Here is a 14,740-nt window from a genome sequence, read left to right on the forward strand (position 1 = left end):
GCAGTTGGTAGTTCAGGCAGTACGCGCGGTCGAAAGTCCGTGTTCTTCTGAAGTAGCGGTTTTTGAACACCCCACGCCGGAGGGCCCGAAAGTCGGGACGTTCCCTCCACCTTCACGAAGGACAAAATAATGGCTACTGGTACCGTCAAATGGTTTAACGCTGAAAAGGGCTTCGGCTTCATCTCCCCGGACGACTCCTCGCAGGACGTTTTCGCGCACTACTCCGCGATCAACTCCTCCGGCTTCCGCTCCCTCGAAGAGAACCAGAAGGTTTCCTTCGACACCGAGCAGGGCCCCAAGGGTCCCCAGGCCACCAACATCCAGGCTCTCTAATTTCCTAGGGATCCGGGACCGTTAGGTTTCCAAGCAGGGCTTGCCGTTCAACGGCAGGCCCTGCTTTTCTTTTGCGCGACGGCCAGGATCTGGGAAATATTTCCTCCTCGACAAAGGACGGTTGAAGGAGCATTCTGTAATGTGCGTACGTACGCAGCGTGCCAATCCCACGCCCACGGCGGCGTTTGGAAATCTCCAATGACGCGGCACCAGATGGGGTGGTGCATGTCCGGCACGTAAGTCGGCCGGCACCAGCTGCCCGCGCTCCCCGGCATCGGCAGCCGGCACCTTCACTCCGAAAACAGCGGCCCGTCTGGCCAGTTGTCCACTGCGTTGGACTGGCTGCAGCTGCTTATCGCCTCTGGCCGATGGCAGTTCGAGAAAGCATCGCTATGAAGCACACTCGGGGAATAACTCGAAGATTCAACAAACTGTCGTTTATCGTTGCATTCGCTGTTGCACTGCTCGCTTCACTGGGGCTTGCCGGCCCGGCCGCGGCCGGTGACTGGGGGCACCGGACCTGGCACGTGCAGGTGGGTTCTGAATCCCACGACCAGGAGATCCAGGGGATGGCATTCCTTCCCTCGGAAATCTTCATCAATGAGCGGGACACCATTATGTGGCACGCAAACTCCGCGGAGATCCACACGGTGACCTTCCTGGCGTCGGGTCAGCCGCTGCAGGATTTCAATCCGTTCGATCCCAATGAACTGCAGCAGCGCGGAAAGGATTACTACGACGGCAAGTCGTACTACAACTCGGGCATCATGGCCAACGTTGACGTGCCGGGCTTCCCGGCTGTCAAGGACTACAGCCTGACGTTCCCGCGCGAGGGAAACTTCACCTACTACTGCCTGGTTCACGGCAAGATGATGAAGGGAACCGTCCATGTGCGCGAGCAGGGCACGGATTATCCCTATAACCAGGGTGACTACAACAGGCAAGCACGGGACGCGGCGCGGTCCGTCATCCGCGATGGGCAGCACCTCGACGCCTCGCTGGCCGAACAAGCCAGCAACCACCAGGTCATGGCGGGTGGTGACGACGGCGTGGCGATGGTCATGCGCTTCGTCCAGCCAAGCGTGACGGTACATGTTGGTGAAAAGGTGAACTTCGTCAATAACGGTATGGGTGCTCCACACACCGTGACCTTCGGCAACGAACCGGCGAATATTTTCGCCCCGTCCGGCACGCCTGCCGACTTCACCGGCGGCGACCTCAGCTCGGGAATTATCCCCCCACAGGGGTCATTCGAAGTGACGTTTAAGGCAACCGGAACCTTCAAATACATCTGCGCGCTCCATGACTACATGGGCATGGTGGGCAAGGTGATTGTCGTCGATTAATGAATCAGCTTCCGTGCCCGGCTGGAGCGTTTGCCCCAGCCGGGCACGGTGGCGTTACAGCCTGCCGGGCGGAGAAGCCTATACGCCGGCAGGGTCCTCTGGCTGGCCTGCGGCGGAGGACGTACCCGGGTGGGGGTGCCCCAGGGCGGATGAACCGGAAGCCGGGGAGAGCCCCAGCCGCCTGACCACCTCCGCAGCCTCCTCCGCGGGGGTCCGCCCCACGTCCACCACGATGGTGTTCTCATCCGGTCCCGGCGGCTCGAGGGTCGCGATCTGCGAATCAAGCAGGGACGGGGGCATGTAGTGGTCCATCCGCGCCGTCAGCCGGCGGCCGATCTGTTCCTTGGAACCTGACAGGTGCACGAAGACGACGTTCTTCTCGCGAAGCCGGTCCCGGTAGGTCTTCTTCAGCGCCGAGCAGGTAATGATCCCGGGGATCCCTGCCATGGTGTGTTCGATGATCCACGAGGCAATCGTGTCCAGCCACGGCCAACGGTCCTCGTCGGTCAAGGGAATGCCGGACGCCATCTTTTCCACGTTTTCGGCCGGGTGCAGGTCGTCGCCTTCCTCCAGGTCCCAGCCGAGCTGGCCGGCCAGGATTCCTGCCACCGTGGACTTACCGGAGCCCGACACGCCCATGACGACCAGGACCGGCTGCTGGACGGACTCGGGGGTCTGTGCGGCATCCATCAAGGGATCACCACGGACAGGATCATGACCAGGGCGAATCCGACCACGGAGATGAGGGTTTCCATGACGGACCAGGTCTTGAAGGTCTGGCCAACAGTCAAGCCGAAGAGTTCCTTGACCAGCCAGAAACCAGCATCGTTCACGTGGGAGAGGAACAGGGAACCGGCGCCCACAGCGAGGACGAGCAGGCCTGCATGCCCGGGGGAGAGGCTGGCCGCCAGCGGCGCCACGATGCCCGCCGCCGTCACGGTTGCCACGGTGGCTGACCCGGTTGCGAGCCGGATGGCGACCGCGATGAGGAAGCCCAGGACCAGGACGGAGATATTGGCTCCGGTGGCCCATTTGGCAACCGCATCGCCCACTCCGGCCCCGATGAGGGTCTGCTTGAAGCCGCCGCCTGCGCCCACGATCAGGATCACGGCTGCGATGGGCCCAACGGAGGCGCCGATCTTGGCGCCGATTTTGGTGCCGGTGAAGCCGACCGCGTAGCCGAACGTCACCAGGGCCAGCAGGACCGCCAGGGTCATGGCAACCAGCGGTTCACCGATGAAGTCAAAGAAGACGCGTGCGGCGCTCGGGTTCTTGGCGTTGGGGTCGACGATGTCCACCACGGCCTTGAGGAGCATCAACACGACAGGGAAGACGATGGTCAGCAGGGTGACGAGGAACGTGGGCTGGCGCTTGGCGTCAGGATCGGCCTGGGTGTGTTCTGTATCAATGCCGCCGGCTACCTTCGGGGCATCCACGGGGACCCAACGCGCAGCGTAGATGGCGAACAGCGGGCCGCAGATGATGACCGTGGGAATGGCGATCAGGAGCCCGAGTGCCAGGGTGATGCCCAACGGGGCGTTCAGGCTGGAGATGGCCACGAGGGGACCGGGGTGCGGCGGGACCAGGCCGTGCAGGACGGAGAGGCCGGCGAGGGCCGGGATGGCTACGCGCATCAGCTTCCGGCCCGACCGCTGGGCCACCAGGACGATGACGGGCAGCAGCAGCACGAGGCCGATCTCGAAGAACATCGGCAAACCGATGATGACGGCGACCAGGGCCATGGCCCAGGGGAGGACCTTCGGAGAGACCTTGCCGAGCAGGGTGTCCACGACGCGGTTGGCGCCGCCGGAGTCTGCCAACAGTTTGCCCAGCATGGCGCCGAGGGCGATCAGCAGGCCAACTTCCTTCAGCGTGCCCCCCACGCCGTCTTCAAAGTTGCTGATGACCTTCCCCAGTTCAACCCCGGAGGCGAGGCCGACGAACGCCGATCCGAGGACCAGCGACAGGAAGGGATGGAGCTTGAGTTTGACGATCAGGAATACGATCAGCGCAATGCCGATGGCGGCGACCACGACCAGTTGGGTGTCGTGTCCGTTCCACGGCTCTGTGGCGGCGGGAAGGAGAAGGGATTGCATGTTGCTTCCTCGATATGGGGTAGGGCAGCCAACGAAACTGGTGGCCGCCGCAATAAGTATGACGTATGACACCCTAAAAGTGAATAAGTAGGACATTTCGCCTTTTTGACGGCGCCGGCCTGGCCTCCCTGCCCTGCCCGGACGCAGGCACGCGGGCACCGGAAGGCTACTGTCCGGGAACACCCGCCGTCCCGCCGTCGTTATCCCCCTTGGCGTGCCATACCGGCGCGCCGCCTGCCAACCAAAGGACACCCCCGTGACTGCTCCCCGCACCATCGTGATTACCGGCGCCAGCGACGGCATCGGAGCCGCAGCCGCGCGGACGCTTGCCAAGGCGGGGGAACAGGTGGTCGTGGTGGGCCGTTCCGCTGGGAAGACCCGCGCCCTGGCCGGGGACATCGGCGCCGACTACTACCTGGCCGATTTCGCCCAGCTGTCGCAGGTCCGGGACCTTGCGGCGAAAATCAAGGAAAAGTACCCGCGCATCGACGTCCTGGCAAACAACGCCGGCGGGATCATGGGCAAGCGGACGCTCACCGTGGACGGCAACGAATCGACGTTCCAGGTCAACCACCTGGCACCGTTCCTGCTGACCACCCTCCTCATGGACACCCTCACTGCCAGCAACGCCAAGGTGATCAACACGTCCAGCGCCGCCAACAACTTCGGCAAACTCGACCTCTTCGACCTCAACGCCGAATACGGCTACAGCACCAACCGCGCCTACGGTACGGGCAAGCTCGCCAACATCCTGTTCACGTCCGAACTGCACCGCCGTTTCCACGACCAGGGAATCACGACGGCGGCATTCCACCCGGGCGTGGTCCGCACCAACTTCGCAGCGGAGTCCGGGAGCCCGTGGCGGCACGCCTACACCACCTTGCTGAACCGCTTCATGCTCAGCCCGGACCAGGGTGCCGACACCATGCTCTGGCTCATCAACGGCACCGCAGGAACGGACTGGATCTCCGGCGCCTACTACGCCAAGCGCGCCCTGGCCAAGGCCTCCTCCCAGGCCTACGACGCCGAACTGGCGCGCGGCCTGTGGGAGAAGAGCGAAGACTTGGTCAAAGTCTCCGCCTGAGCCGCTGCGGTCCTACCGCTCGCAGCCCACGCCATCGTGGTCCGCGTCCAGGCCGTAGATGTCACGGCCAATGACCTGGACGGGGCCGCGCACGTACGCCGGCCCGTTGCCGCTGCCACCGGCGCAGTCCACATCGGAAGCGATTGGCACGCACCCTGAGTAGTTCGGGTCGCAGCCCGGATTCGTCCCCGGCACCGGCTGGGCCGCCGGTGCGGGAGGCGCAGCGGCCTTGGCGGCCGCTTCCGCTGCCGCCTTTACAGCGGCCGCATCCTGCGCCGCCTTCGTTTCGGCGGCTTGCCGGGCTGCAGCCTCCGCCGCGGCCTTGTCCGCGACAGCCCTGTCCGCTGCATCCTTGTCCGCTGCAGCTTTTTCAGCAGCAGCCTTCTCTGCCGCAGCTTTCGCCGCGGCCGCCTGATCGGCTGCGGCCTTGTCTGCGGCCGCTTTCGCGGCAGGAGATGCCGTGGCTGATTCGCTGGCGGGGGCGGCGGCAATGGACAGTGACGCCTGGGTTGAGCAGCCGGTCAGCAGGAGGACGACGGCGGCCGCGGCCCCCACCCGCAATATCGCCTGCCGGGGCCCCGACGCGGCAGGCGTCCCGTCCCTGCGGTACGCGCGGGAAGGCAAGGGAAAGTCTCGGTTGGCAGGCATGCGTCCCCCAATGGCGTGTGCTGGATGCGGATGGCACGGCCAGCGTAGCTTCGCCTGCTGGCGGAGAACGGATTAAGCGCAAATCTTGAGCCATTAAAGAAAGAAGCGCTGCCCGGTTCCTGCCGGGCAGCGCTCCTGCCGTTACTGCTGTGCGGAGGGTCAGGTCATTGCCCTGCGGGGTGCCCGTTGTGGGTGATGGAGGCGACGGCACCGGTCTGTTCGTTGAGCAGGACCTTGTCGTTGCGTTCGTGGTGGAAGTTGAACATTGCTTCCACTGACCCGGCGGTCGCATCGGCGGAGGAGTCGCCGATCTGGCCGGTGTGCCAGTTGTCCTCGATGAACTTCAGGATCGAGGCCTGGTCGGTTTCGGTGTGGTCCACGAAGTTCTTCTTCGCGAACGGGGAGATGACCACCAGCGGCTGGCGGGGGCCGGGTCCGCAACGGTCTGCGTAGCCGCCGGCCACGGGGACGCCGTTCGCTGCGGCGTTCTGGCACCATGCGGCGTCGTCTGTGCCGGTAGAGGCGTTCTTGGGCTGCGCGGCGGCGTGGTCGTACCAGCCGTCGGAGTCGTCATAGGCGAGGACGACGGCGGTGTTGTCCCAGTTCCTGGACTGCTGGATCTGGTTGACGGTTTTGGCGATGAAGTTCTGCTCGTCGACCGGATCCGAGTAGGCGGCATGGCCGTCCTGGAATTCCGAGGCCTTGAGGAAGGACACGGCAGGCATGTTGTCGCTGTCCACCACCTTGCTGAAGTCGGTCAGGTCGTACTGGTGGTTGGCCTGGCCGTCGTGCCCGATCTCCGCGTCCGATGCCGGCGCCAGGTGGTGCGGGTTGGCGGTGGACGCGTAGTACTGGAAGGGCTGGTGGTGCGGGGAGTAGTCAACCACGGAGGCGCCGGCGGCGTTGGTGTGGCTGGCAAGGCATGATGCCGGGGTGCTGCCGGCAGCAGCGGTAGTGGGGGCGAAGCCGCCCTGGAACCAACCCCAGGAGGTGCCCTGGGCGTTGAGCAGGTCGCCGATGTTCCGTCCGGTCATGCCCGCAAGGTTGTTGGCCTTGGCGTGGCTGTTGTTGGAGCAGTCATCGTAGACCGGGTCCGGGTCATTGATGACCGTTCCCACGCCGTTGGCATCGGGCTGGCGGACCGCGCTGCTTCCCGTGGCCGGCGTGGCGACGGGCTGGCCGGCGGCAGTGAATTCCTTGGCGCCGTGGGTCTGGCCGGAGATCAGGTTCAGCGCGCCGGGGGTGGACGGGCCGAAAACGGTGCTGAAATGGTTGTCGCTCATGGCGTAGTTCTGGGCGTAGTTCCAGATGCCCGTGACCGTGTTGCCATCGTAGTAGTCCATGGTCAGGCCGGGCCGGCCGTACTGGTTGGTGCCGCAGGCGTCGCGGCTGGTGAACTGGACGAACTTGTCCATCAGGCCGCCGTTGTAGGCGTTCTGCTCGGCCTTGTAGCCGTGGTCCTGGTCGCAGGTGACGGCCTGCATCGGGGAGAGCCGTGCGGGCTGGGCGGAGTTGGGGTTGTTCGGCGCCAGCAGGCCGGCGCCGGCCAGGGTATTGATGTCCTTGGGAGTGTCCACGGAAGCGGTGAAGGAAGCGGCGGGGGATCCTGAACCCTGCAGCGTCTCGCCCGGGGTGTTTGCCGCCTTGGGGTAGGTGGCGAAGTAGTGGTCGAACGACACGTTTTCCTGGAAGAGGACAACCACGTGCTTGATCGGAGTGGCCGTGGCGTCCTGCGTGCCGGCGGCGGTGGCCGGGACGGCGCTGACGCCGACCAGGCCGGCCGTCACTGCCGAAGCAGCCAGCACGGCCGCGCCGGTGGCCGCAGCGACTCTTTTTCTGGTGAATCTTGGTGCCGTATAAGGCATGGGGTATCCAATCGTTCCTGCTCAGGGGAGCACCTGCCGCCGGACGGGGCAGGTGCAGGGAGGGTTCTGCTGCTACTTGGCCGGGGTGACGTCGGCCTCGTAGGTGAGGATCTCGGTGCCGTTGCCTTCATCGCCGTTGTCCGGGGCGACCGTCATGCTGAGGTGGTTGCCGTCGGCGGTCATTTTGAACGGGTTGCGGGTGGCTGCGTGCCCTGCGGTGGACCACTGCTGGAAGGGTACTTCGCGGGTCACGGCATGGGACTTGAGGTCGATCATTGCCATGCCGCCCAGTTCATAGGTGGCTGCCGTGCCGCCGGCGGAGGGAGTCTGCGGGAGGTTGGTCACTCCGCCACAGAGCATCTTCGCATTGGGCACGTACTGGCAGTCCTGGTAGTCAATGAAATAGTTCGGATTCTCCCAGGTGGCGAGTTCCTTGCCCTGGAGGTCCCACTCGGCAAACCGCCGGGAACCCCAGGTGTTGCCCACCAGGTGTCCGGTCTGCTTGTCCAGGACAATGCCGCCGAAGTGGTCCTTGACCTCGAACTGCTTGTGCACGTCCAGGGTCTGTGCATCAACCTTGTAGATGATGGCGCTGCTGTCCGGCCGGTACTGGGCCACGGGAACCCAGACGTTGGTCCCGTCGAAGTCGATGCCACCGGGGTGGTACATGTCGCCCTCACCCAAGGTGATGTCTTTTTGCAGGTTGCCGGCCTTGTCCATGACGAACAGGTGGCCGATGCCCTTGCCGGGCGTGCGGTCGTACCCGCCCTGCGGAGTGGGGTACTTGGCGGTGGGCTCGAGGATCTGCACGGCCGAGAGGAAGATGTGGTCCTGGCTGTAGGCGATTCCCTCGGTGTGGTACGTCGGGAAGTTCAGTTTCAGCTTGGACGTCTGCTGCCAGGCGGTGTTGCGGCTGACGGCGTCGAACGCGTTGGCCAGTTCCGTGGTGGTTTCATGGTGGATTCCGTCGGCGGGGCTGCTGCCCTGCTCCGGGACATTGGCCTGCGCTGCGGCAGTGCCGGCGGCCGCGCAGGCGGCAACTATCAGCGACGCAGCCAGGGTCAGGGCGCGCCGGTTTGGTGTGGAGCTCATGGAGGGGGCCTCTTAAGGTTGGGGTCTCAACAGGAGCTCTCAAGTTACTAATGGGTAGTGAACCGGGAATGGCGGCCCGGTGAACGACTGCTGGCGCCGCGCTGACCGGTTGGCGCAGGGGGCCGGTCCCTAGGAGACTGCTGAACTAAGTGCTTTGTAGGGCTGGTCCGTGGCGTTCGCTGTCGGGCCAGCCCTTCCTTTTGTGGGTTGGGGTTTCTGGGGTTGAAGTATTTTGGGTGGTTCCGGGCTTTTGGTGCCTGTGGCCGGGTAGTGGGTGTTGTTTTGGCTGGCTGTGAGAGGCCTGGTCCTGGTTTCCGGGTTCAAGCGATGGCCCAGGATCCCTGTTCCGCGGTGAGTCCGAGCTTCAGGAGGCGGCGGAGGTTCAGTCCCGCGATCCGTAGCTGGAGCCAGGCGTTGTTCCGGTTGATGCCGCGATGGGGAACGCGTCGGTTGCCGCGGGTGAGCCATGCGATGGACCGCTCGACCATGGGCCGGTGGGTGCGGTAGTCGTCCTGGAAGGCCGGGTTCTTGGCGCGTTGGCGGTGTTGCCGTTGCAGCGCGTCATGTTCGTGGAGAACGATTTTGCGTCCTCGCGGTGAGGTGGTGCATCGGTGCCGGAGGGGGCAGCCTGTGCAGGCGGCGCCGAACGTGACCCGTCGTTTGGTGGTGATGTTGCGGGTGAGTCCGTGCGGGCAGGTCATGGTGCCGGCTGCTTCGTCGACGGTGAAGTCATCGAGGGTGAATCCGCCTTCGACTGCTGGGCGGAGGGGCCATGGTTTGATCACCGGGGTGTGGCCGGCACGGGTGAGGGCGGCGAGCATGTCCCCCGTGCCGTAGGCCGAGTCGGCCAGGACGTCCAGGCTGGTGCCGGCGATCGTGGAATCCATGCCGATCAGCCGGGCACCGACGGCCCCGTCGCTGTTTTCCGGGCCGGAGGCCTTGGTCAGTTCCGCGGCGGTGATCAGCCCGGTGTCGGGTTCGATCACGATGTGGGCCTTGTATCCGTCCTGCTGCCTGGACTGGGTCTTGTGCGCATGCCGGGTGTCGGGGTCAACGGTGGAGATCATCCGGTCCGGGGCGACCTTCCGGGCGATCCGCCATCGCCCGTCGGTCCCGTCGGAGTCCTCGGCCGGTTCCACGTCCTGCCCGGCGACCAGGGCCAGCAGAGCGTAGGCATCAGCAGCCTTTCCGTCCAGCGTTTCGGGGTCGACCGCGGCCAGCAACGCCAGGGCGTCGGTGACCAGCGCGGAGATCAGCCCGTCTTTGGCGTCCTGGTCATCCCAGGCGATGTCCGGCTTACCGGTGCGGATGTAGTCATAGCCCGTGGCGTGGGCGGTCACGAGTTCTTGTCCGCCCGGGATGTCCCGGCCGAAGCGGCGGACCGCGGCGATCAGCTGCGTGATCGTGTCCTGCCTGGCGACCGCGTCGTTAAGGACCGTTGAATCCACCGCTCTGCGGCGCTTGCCCGTCAAAGCCCCGGTTTCCGCGACGACTTTGGCGATGGCTTCCATGATCCGGTGCGGATCCGACGAGGCGGCCAGCCGCTTTCGCCAGTACGTCAGCGTGCTCGGATGGAACGCGGTATCGGTCAGCCCGTAGCCGCAAGCGGCCTTCCACCTCAGATCAAAAGTCAACGCCTCGGCGGTTTCCCGGTCAGAGAGGCCCTGCAATGCCTGCAGCACCAGCACCGACCCGATGACCGGCGCCGGAACCGACGGCCTGCCCCGCCGCGACGGAAACAAATCCTCCATCATCGAATCCGGAAACAACCGCCCCCGATGTTTGGCCAGAAAAGCGAAAACACTGCCCGGAGCCAACAACTCCCCGGCCAGTGCCTCCACATCCAAATACCCTCGTTGCGCGTCCTCGCGTCCCTGCATATGACAAGTCTTAACCACCAGACCCACCAGTCCAGTCGACGCGCCCCACATCCGCCGATTAGTTCAGCAGTCTCCTAGCCGCTGTTCCGGGCCAGGGCCTCACCGATGATCCGGGCGCCTTCGGGATAGGCGCCCGGATTCGGGCCGGAGAAGTTGAGGCGGATGAACGCTCCGGCGGGCTCGGCCGGAAACCACTCGGTGCCGGCAGCGATGATCACACCGGCGTCCTCGCAGTGGCGCGCCAGCCGGGGAAGGTCGGTGGTGTCCGGGAGGCGCACCCACAGGTTGAGCCCGCCTTTGGGCAGGTTGTCGATGTGGGCCTGCGGGATGTGTTCCCGGATGCTGGCGGCCAGCAGGTCGCGGCGGGACTGGAGCTGCTGGCGGAGGCTCCGCAGGTGGGTCTGCCACCCTGGTTGCGTTACCACGTCCAGTGCCGCCGCCTGCAGCAACCCGCTGACATACATGGACTCGGCGGCGCGGTGGCCCAGGATGCGTTCGCGGGCGGGCCCGCGCACGATCACGGCGGCGATGCGGATGGCCGTGGACACGCTCTTGGTCAAGGACCGGATGTAGACCACGTGGCCGGAATCATCGCGCGTGGCCAGCGGAAGGGGGTTTGACGTGATGCCGAAGTCGTGGGCCCAGTCGTCCTCCACCAGGAACGCCCCGTGCCTGCGGGCAACGTCAAGGATCTCGTCGCCACGGCCCGCCGCCCACTGCGCGCCGGTGGGGTTGGAATAGTTGGGCTGCACGTAGAACGCCCGCGCTCCGGTCTCCGTGAAGGCGCGGTCAACGTCGGCAGGGTCCGGGCCGTCCCGCCCCGTGGGCACAGGGACCAGCCGCACCCCGGTCTGGGCGGCGGCGAGGATGGCACCCCAGTACGACGGCGATTCGATGAGCAGCGGCTGCCCGGCGCCCACCAGGGCCCGGAAGATGGAACTGAGTCCGCTCTGGCTGCCCGGCAGCACGATCACCTCACTGGGCGTCGGGGGCGTGGTCCCCACCGGGGTTGCGGAGCCGAGCTCCTGGGCGAACCACTGCTGCAGTTCCGGCATGCCGGCGGCAGGTGGCCGGGACAGGGCCGCGTCGCCGCGGGCGGCCCGGGCCAGCGCGGACCGGACCAGCCGCTCCGGCAACAGCTCCCGGTCCGGGTAGCCGGAGTGGAACCAGATGGCGTCGGCGGGGACGTTCCGCATGGTGTTCGACGACGGCGGCAGCGGAGATGAGGGGGACCGCAGGGCCGCGGTCTGCCAGCCGTAGTCCGACGGGCGGGCGGTGCGGACGGCACGGACAAACGTCCCGACGCCGGGGCGGCTTTCGATCAGTCCCTGCGAGGCCAGCGCCTGGAGGGCTTTCTGGACTGTCACCGGGCTGGCCTGGTACTCGGCCACCAGCGAGCGGGTGGAGGGCAGCCTGGCTCCCGGCGCCGCTCCCGCAACCCACTGCCGGAGTGCCGCCACGATCCGCGAACTGCTATCGTTGTTCATGAAAGAACATAGTAGCGCTACTGTGCTGGTGGGCCCAGTGATACTGCCCCGGCGGTCCTCCGGGATCTGGTGGGGCCTGGTGGGTGTCGCGGCCTTCTCCTTCACCGTTCCCTTCACCAAGGTGGCCGTCGCCGGCCTGCCGCCGTTGTTCATCGGTTCCGGCCGTGCAGTGGTGGCCGCCGTCCTTGCCGCCGCAGCACTCGTGATCACCCGGCAGCGGCTGCCGCGCCCACGCGCCTGGCTGCGCCTTGCCCTCGTGGCCGGCGGCGTCGTCGCGGGCTTTCCGCTGCTCACGTCCTATGCACTTACCGCCGTGCCCGCCGGGCACAGCGCCGTGGTGATTGCCCTCCTGCCCGCCGCCACGGCCACCGCCGCGGTCCTCAGGACGGGGGAGCGGCCACCGGCGCCCTTCTGGGCCGTCACGGTGCTTGGCTCCCTGGCGGCCATCTCCTTCGCCTTCCTGCAGTCGGGCGGTATCGGCCACCTGCACTGGGCGGACCTCCTGCTGCTCGGCGCCGTGGCGTGCGCCGCCGTCGGGTATGCGGAGGGAGGCCTGCTGGCCAGGGAACTCGGCTCGTGGCAGACCATTGCCTGGGCACTGGTCCTTGCCGCGCCGGCCATGCTGGTCCTGGCCGCGGCATCCGTCCAGGGCCAGCCGCCGTCGGCCACTCCAGTCCAGTGGGCGGCGTTCGGCTACCTTGCCGTGGTGAGCATGTTCCTTGGCTTCTTCGCCTGGTACCGGGGGCTGGCCATCGGCCCCATGGCACAGGTGAGCCAGGTCCAGCTGCTCCAGCCCGTCCTGAGTATCTGCTGGGCCGCACTCCTGCTCGGCGAGGCACTGACGTGGGCCACCGCCATCGGCGCCCTTGCCGTCATCCTGTGCGCCGGCGCTGCGGTCCGCTCCCGGATCAAGACCCCCTGACCTTCGAAAGGACTCCCATGTACATTCCTGCCCATTTCGCCGCCGAACCTGACGCCGTCCGGAACCTCCTGGCCCATCCCGGCGCCGCCAACCTGGTGACCATGACCGACGCCGGCCTGCTGGCAACGCTGCTGCCCGTCGCCTTCAATCCGGGCGTGGGGGAGCACGGCGCCCTCCAGGCGCACATGGCCCGGAACAACCCGCAGTGGTCCACCGCGCCAGCCGGTGAAGCGCTGGCCATTATCCAGGGCCCCGATAACTACGTCTCACCGTCGTGGTACGCCTCCAAAGCCGAACACGGCCGGGTGGTCCCCACCTGGAACTACGGCACGGCACATGTTTACGGCGAACTGGTGGTCCATGACGACGCCGGCTGGCTGGCCCGGCATGTCCGGCACCTGACCGGCCTGCACGAGGGCTGCCGGGCGGATCCGTGGGCCGTGGACGACGCCCCGGAGAAATTCATCGCCGGGCAGCTGCGCGCGATTGTGGGCGTGGAACTGGTGATCACCCGGATCGAGGCGAAGGAGAAACTGAGCCAGAACCGCTCCGCCGCCGACGCCGCGGGGGTGGCGGCCGGCCTCCGGTCGATCGGGCGGGAAGCCGGCGCGGCCGCCGTCGAACGCGTCCGCACTTGAACCCCGGGAACCGGCGGCGCTAGGCCGTCCGTTCCAGCAGCACCATCACTTCGTAGTGCGTGGTCTGCGGGAACATGTCCAAAACCCGGGCCCGCCGGGCAGTAAAGGACGGGAGCGCGGCCAGGTCGCGGGCCAGCGACTGGGCGTTGCAGCTGGAGTACACCACGTGCTGCACGTCAGAGGTTTCCAGCCAGCCGCACAGCTCCTTGCCGATGCCGCGCCGGGGCGGGTTCACGATCACCAGCTCCGGCGACTGCTCCGCCGCGAGGGCGAACGCGGTGGCGTCCCCGGCCTGGAAGTCCATGCCCGCGAGGCCGGCCTCGTCACTGCTGAGCCGCGCCGAGACGATGGCCTCGCTGCTGGCTTCAATGCCGGTGACCGTGCGGGACGGGTCGGCGCTGTGGAGGGCGAAGCCGCCCACACCGCAGTACAGGTCCCACACCGAGGCCGGCGCCAGTTCGTTGACCCACTCCCGCCCCTGCCGGTACAGGGCCGCGGCCATGGCGGTGTTGGTCTGGAAGAAGCTCTGCGGGCGGAGGTGCAGGTTGATGTCATTGACCCGCATCTCCAGGGTGGACTGCTCCGTCAGCAGGATCTCGCGGTCGCCTTCGAGCACCGCCTTGTGCTCCGGAAGCAGGTTGACGGAGACCACCTTGACCTGCGGCAGGTCGGCCAGGAGATCGGGGAGGTGCTTCCGGATACGCGGCAGGGTCTGCTCGGAGCGGAGGACCAGGCGGAGCATGATCTCACCTGCCGGGGACTCGGTGATGATGACGTGCTTGAGTTCCCCGGTCCGTTTCGGGACGTTGTACGGCGTCAGGCGGAGGCGGCGGATGTAGGTGGCCAACACCGGGAAGACGGCGCGCAGGCCCGGGGAGCAGACACCGCATTTGCGCAGGTCCACGCCGTGGCCGTCGGCGTCGAGGATGCCGATGGTGGGGTTCTGTGCCGTCCCGCCGATCACCATCTTGGCCTTGTTGCGGAAGCCGGACTCCTGGCTGGCCACGGGCTCCAGCCACTCCAGGTCCGTGTGTCCGGCAAGGAGGGTCTGGCAGTGCAGGTGCTTGCCGGCCAGCTGTTCGCCGTACGGCCTGCCCATTTGGGTGCAGGAGCGGCAGGTGCCGGCATCAAAGTAGGAACAGCGCATGACTGGTCAAGTTTACCCGGTCGCCTTCCCGGCCACGACGGGAAGGCACCGCGACGTCGCCCGGCCAAGTGCCGCCGTCGTACCTTCGATCCCCGACGCAGCCGTAATGCCGTGCAATATGAACATGCTTCCATGCTTTTGATGCTGCTAAATTCGGCGGCCGTGCTACTTTCGGCACTGACACCGTGCTTTTCTTCGTTTG

13 protein-coding genes are annotated in these 14,740 nt (G+C 66.3%); 5 read left to right on the forward strand and 8 right to left on the reverse strand.

The window, feature by feature from the left end:
* Positions 1 to 129: 129 nt before the first annotated feature.
* A complete protein-coding gene (locus tag ACZ9J7_RS12705; protein ID WP_015936345.1) occupies positions 130 to 333 on the forward strand; it encodes a cold-shock protein in 204 nt (67 codons plus the stop codon).
* 368 nt (positions 334 to 701) lie between these two features.
* Positions 702 to 1,679, forward strand: coding sequence for a plastocyanin/azurin family copper-binding protein (locus tag ACZ9J7_RS12710; RefSeq protein WP_476209850.1), 978 nt, complete (start codon positions 702 to 704; stop codon positions 1,677 to 1,679).
* Between the two features lie 78 nt (positions 1,680 to 1,757).
* Here the strand turns inward: ACZ9J7_RS12710 and ACZ9J7_RS12715 are convergent, their stop codons facing one another.
* Both ACZ9J7_RS12715 and ACZ9J7_RS12720 read right to left on the reverse strand, forming a co-directional pair.
* Positions 1,758 to 2,369: a gluconokinase gene (locus ACZ9J7_RS12715; protein WP_476209851.1), complete on the reverse strand. Its 612-nt coding sequence runs from the start codon at positions 2,367 to 2,369 to the stop codon at positions 1,758 to 1,760.
* Entirely contained in the window at positions 2,369 to 3,775 is a 1,407-nt protein-coding gene (locus tag ACZ9J7_RS12720) for a GntT/GntP/DsdX family permease (protein WP_476209853.1), read from the reverse strand. The genes ACZ9J7_RS12715 and ACZ9J7_RS12720 overlap by 1 nt, the downstream gene beginning before the upstream one ends.
* Before the next feature lie 256 nt (positions 3,776 to 4,031).
* Between ACZ9J7_RS12720 and ACZ9J7_RS12725 the strand changes: the two genes are divergently transcribed.
* Positions 4,032 to 4,859: an SDR family NAD(P)-dependent oxidoreductase gene (locus ACZ9J7_RS12725; RefSeq protein ID WP_476209855.1), complete on the forward strand. Its 828-nt coding sequence runs from the start codon at positions 4,032 to 4,034 to the stop codon at positions 4,857 to 4,859.
* A 12-nt stretch (positions 4,860 to 4,871) separates the two neighbouring features.
* Here the strand turns inward: ACZ9J7_RS12725 and ACZ9J7_RS12730 are convergent, their stop codons facing one another.
* The 5 genes from ACZ9J7_RS12730 to ACZ9J7_RS12750 form a co-directional block, all read right to left on the reverse strand.
* Positions 4,872 to 5,507 (reverse strand): hypothetical protein, encoded by a 636-nt coding sequence (locus ACZ9J7_RS12730; protein WP_476209856.1) that lies wholly within the window; start codon positions 5,505 to 5,507, stop codon positions 4,872 to 4,874.
* A 164-nt stretch (positions 5,508 to 5,671) separates the two neighbouring features.
* Entirely contained in the window at positions 5,672 to 7,372 is a 1,701-nt protein-coding gene (locus tag ACZ9J7_RS12735) for a phospholipase C (protein ID WP_476209857.1), read from the reverse strand.
* 72 nt (positions 7,373 to 7,444) lie between these two features.
* A complete protein-coding gene (locus tag ACZ9J7_RS12740) occupies positions 7,445 to 8,464 on the reverse strand; it encodes a DUF6454 family protein (protein ID WP_476209858.1) in 1,020 nt (339 codons plus the stop codon).
* A 320-nt stretch (positions 8,465 to 8,784) separates the two neighbouring features.
* Positions 8,785 to 10,344 carry an IS1182 family transposase gene (locus ACZ9J7_RS12745; protein ID WP_476207720.1) on the reverse strand — a complete coding sequence of 520 codons (1,560 nt, stop codon included), beginning with the start codon at positions 10,342 to 10,344 and terminating at the stop codon, positions 8,785 to 8,787.
* A 74-nt stretch (positions 10,345 to 10,418) separates the two neighbouring features.
* Positions 10,419 to 11,831 (reverse strand): aminotransferase-like domain-containing protein, encoded by a 1,413-nt coding sequence (locus ACZ9J7_RS12750; RefSeq protein ID WP_476209859.1) that lies wholly within the window; start codon positions 11,829 to 11,831, stop codon positions 10,419 to 10,421.
* Here ACZ9J7_RS12750 and ACZ9J7_RS12755 point away from each other — a divergent pair.
* Both ACZ9J7_RS12755 and ACZ9J7_RS12760 read left to right on the forward strand, forming a co-directional pair.
* Positions 11,830 to 12,753 carry a DMT family transporter gene (locus ACZ9J7_RS12755; RefSeq protein WP_476209860.1) on the forward strand — a complete coding sequence of 308 codons (924 nt, stop codon included), beginning with the start codon at positions 11,830 to 11,832 and terminating at the stop codon, positions 12,751 to 12,753. The genes ACZ9J7_RS12750 and ACZ9J7_RS12755 overlap by 2 nt on opposite strands.
* Before the next feature lie 17 nt (positions 12,754 to 12,770).
* Positions 12,771 to 13,391, forward strand: coding sequence for an FMN-binding negative transcriptional regulator (locus ACZ9J7_RS12760; RefSeq protein ID WP_476209861.1), 621 nt, complete (start codon positions 12,771 to 12,773; stop codon positions 13,389 to 13,391).
* A 19-nt stretch (positions 13,392 to 13,410) separates the two neighbouring features.
* On the opposite strand, the gene rlmC is transcribed toward ACZ9J7_RS12760, so the two are convergent.
* The gene (rlmC, locus tag ACZ9J7_RS12765; RefSeq protein WP_476209863.1) at positions 13,411 to 14,538 is read right to left on the reverse strand and encodes a 23S rRNA (uracil(747)-C(5))-methyltransferase RlmC; all 1,128 of its coding nucleotides are present in this window, start codon (positions 14,536 to 14,538) and stop codon (positions 13,411 to 13,413) included.
* Between the last annotated feature and the right edge of the window lie 202 nt (positions 14,539 to 14,740).

The sequence above is a fragment of the Pseudarthrobacter sp. TE9888 genome (genome assembly GCF_056279345.1).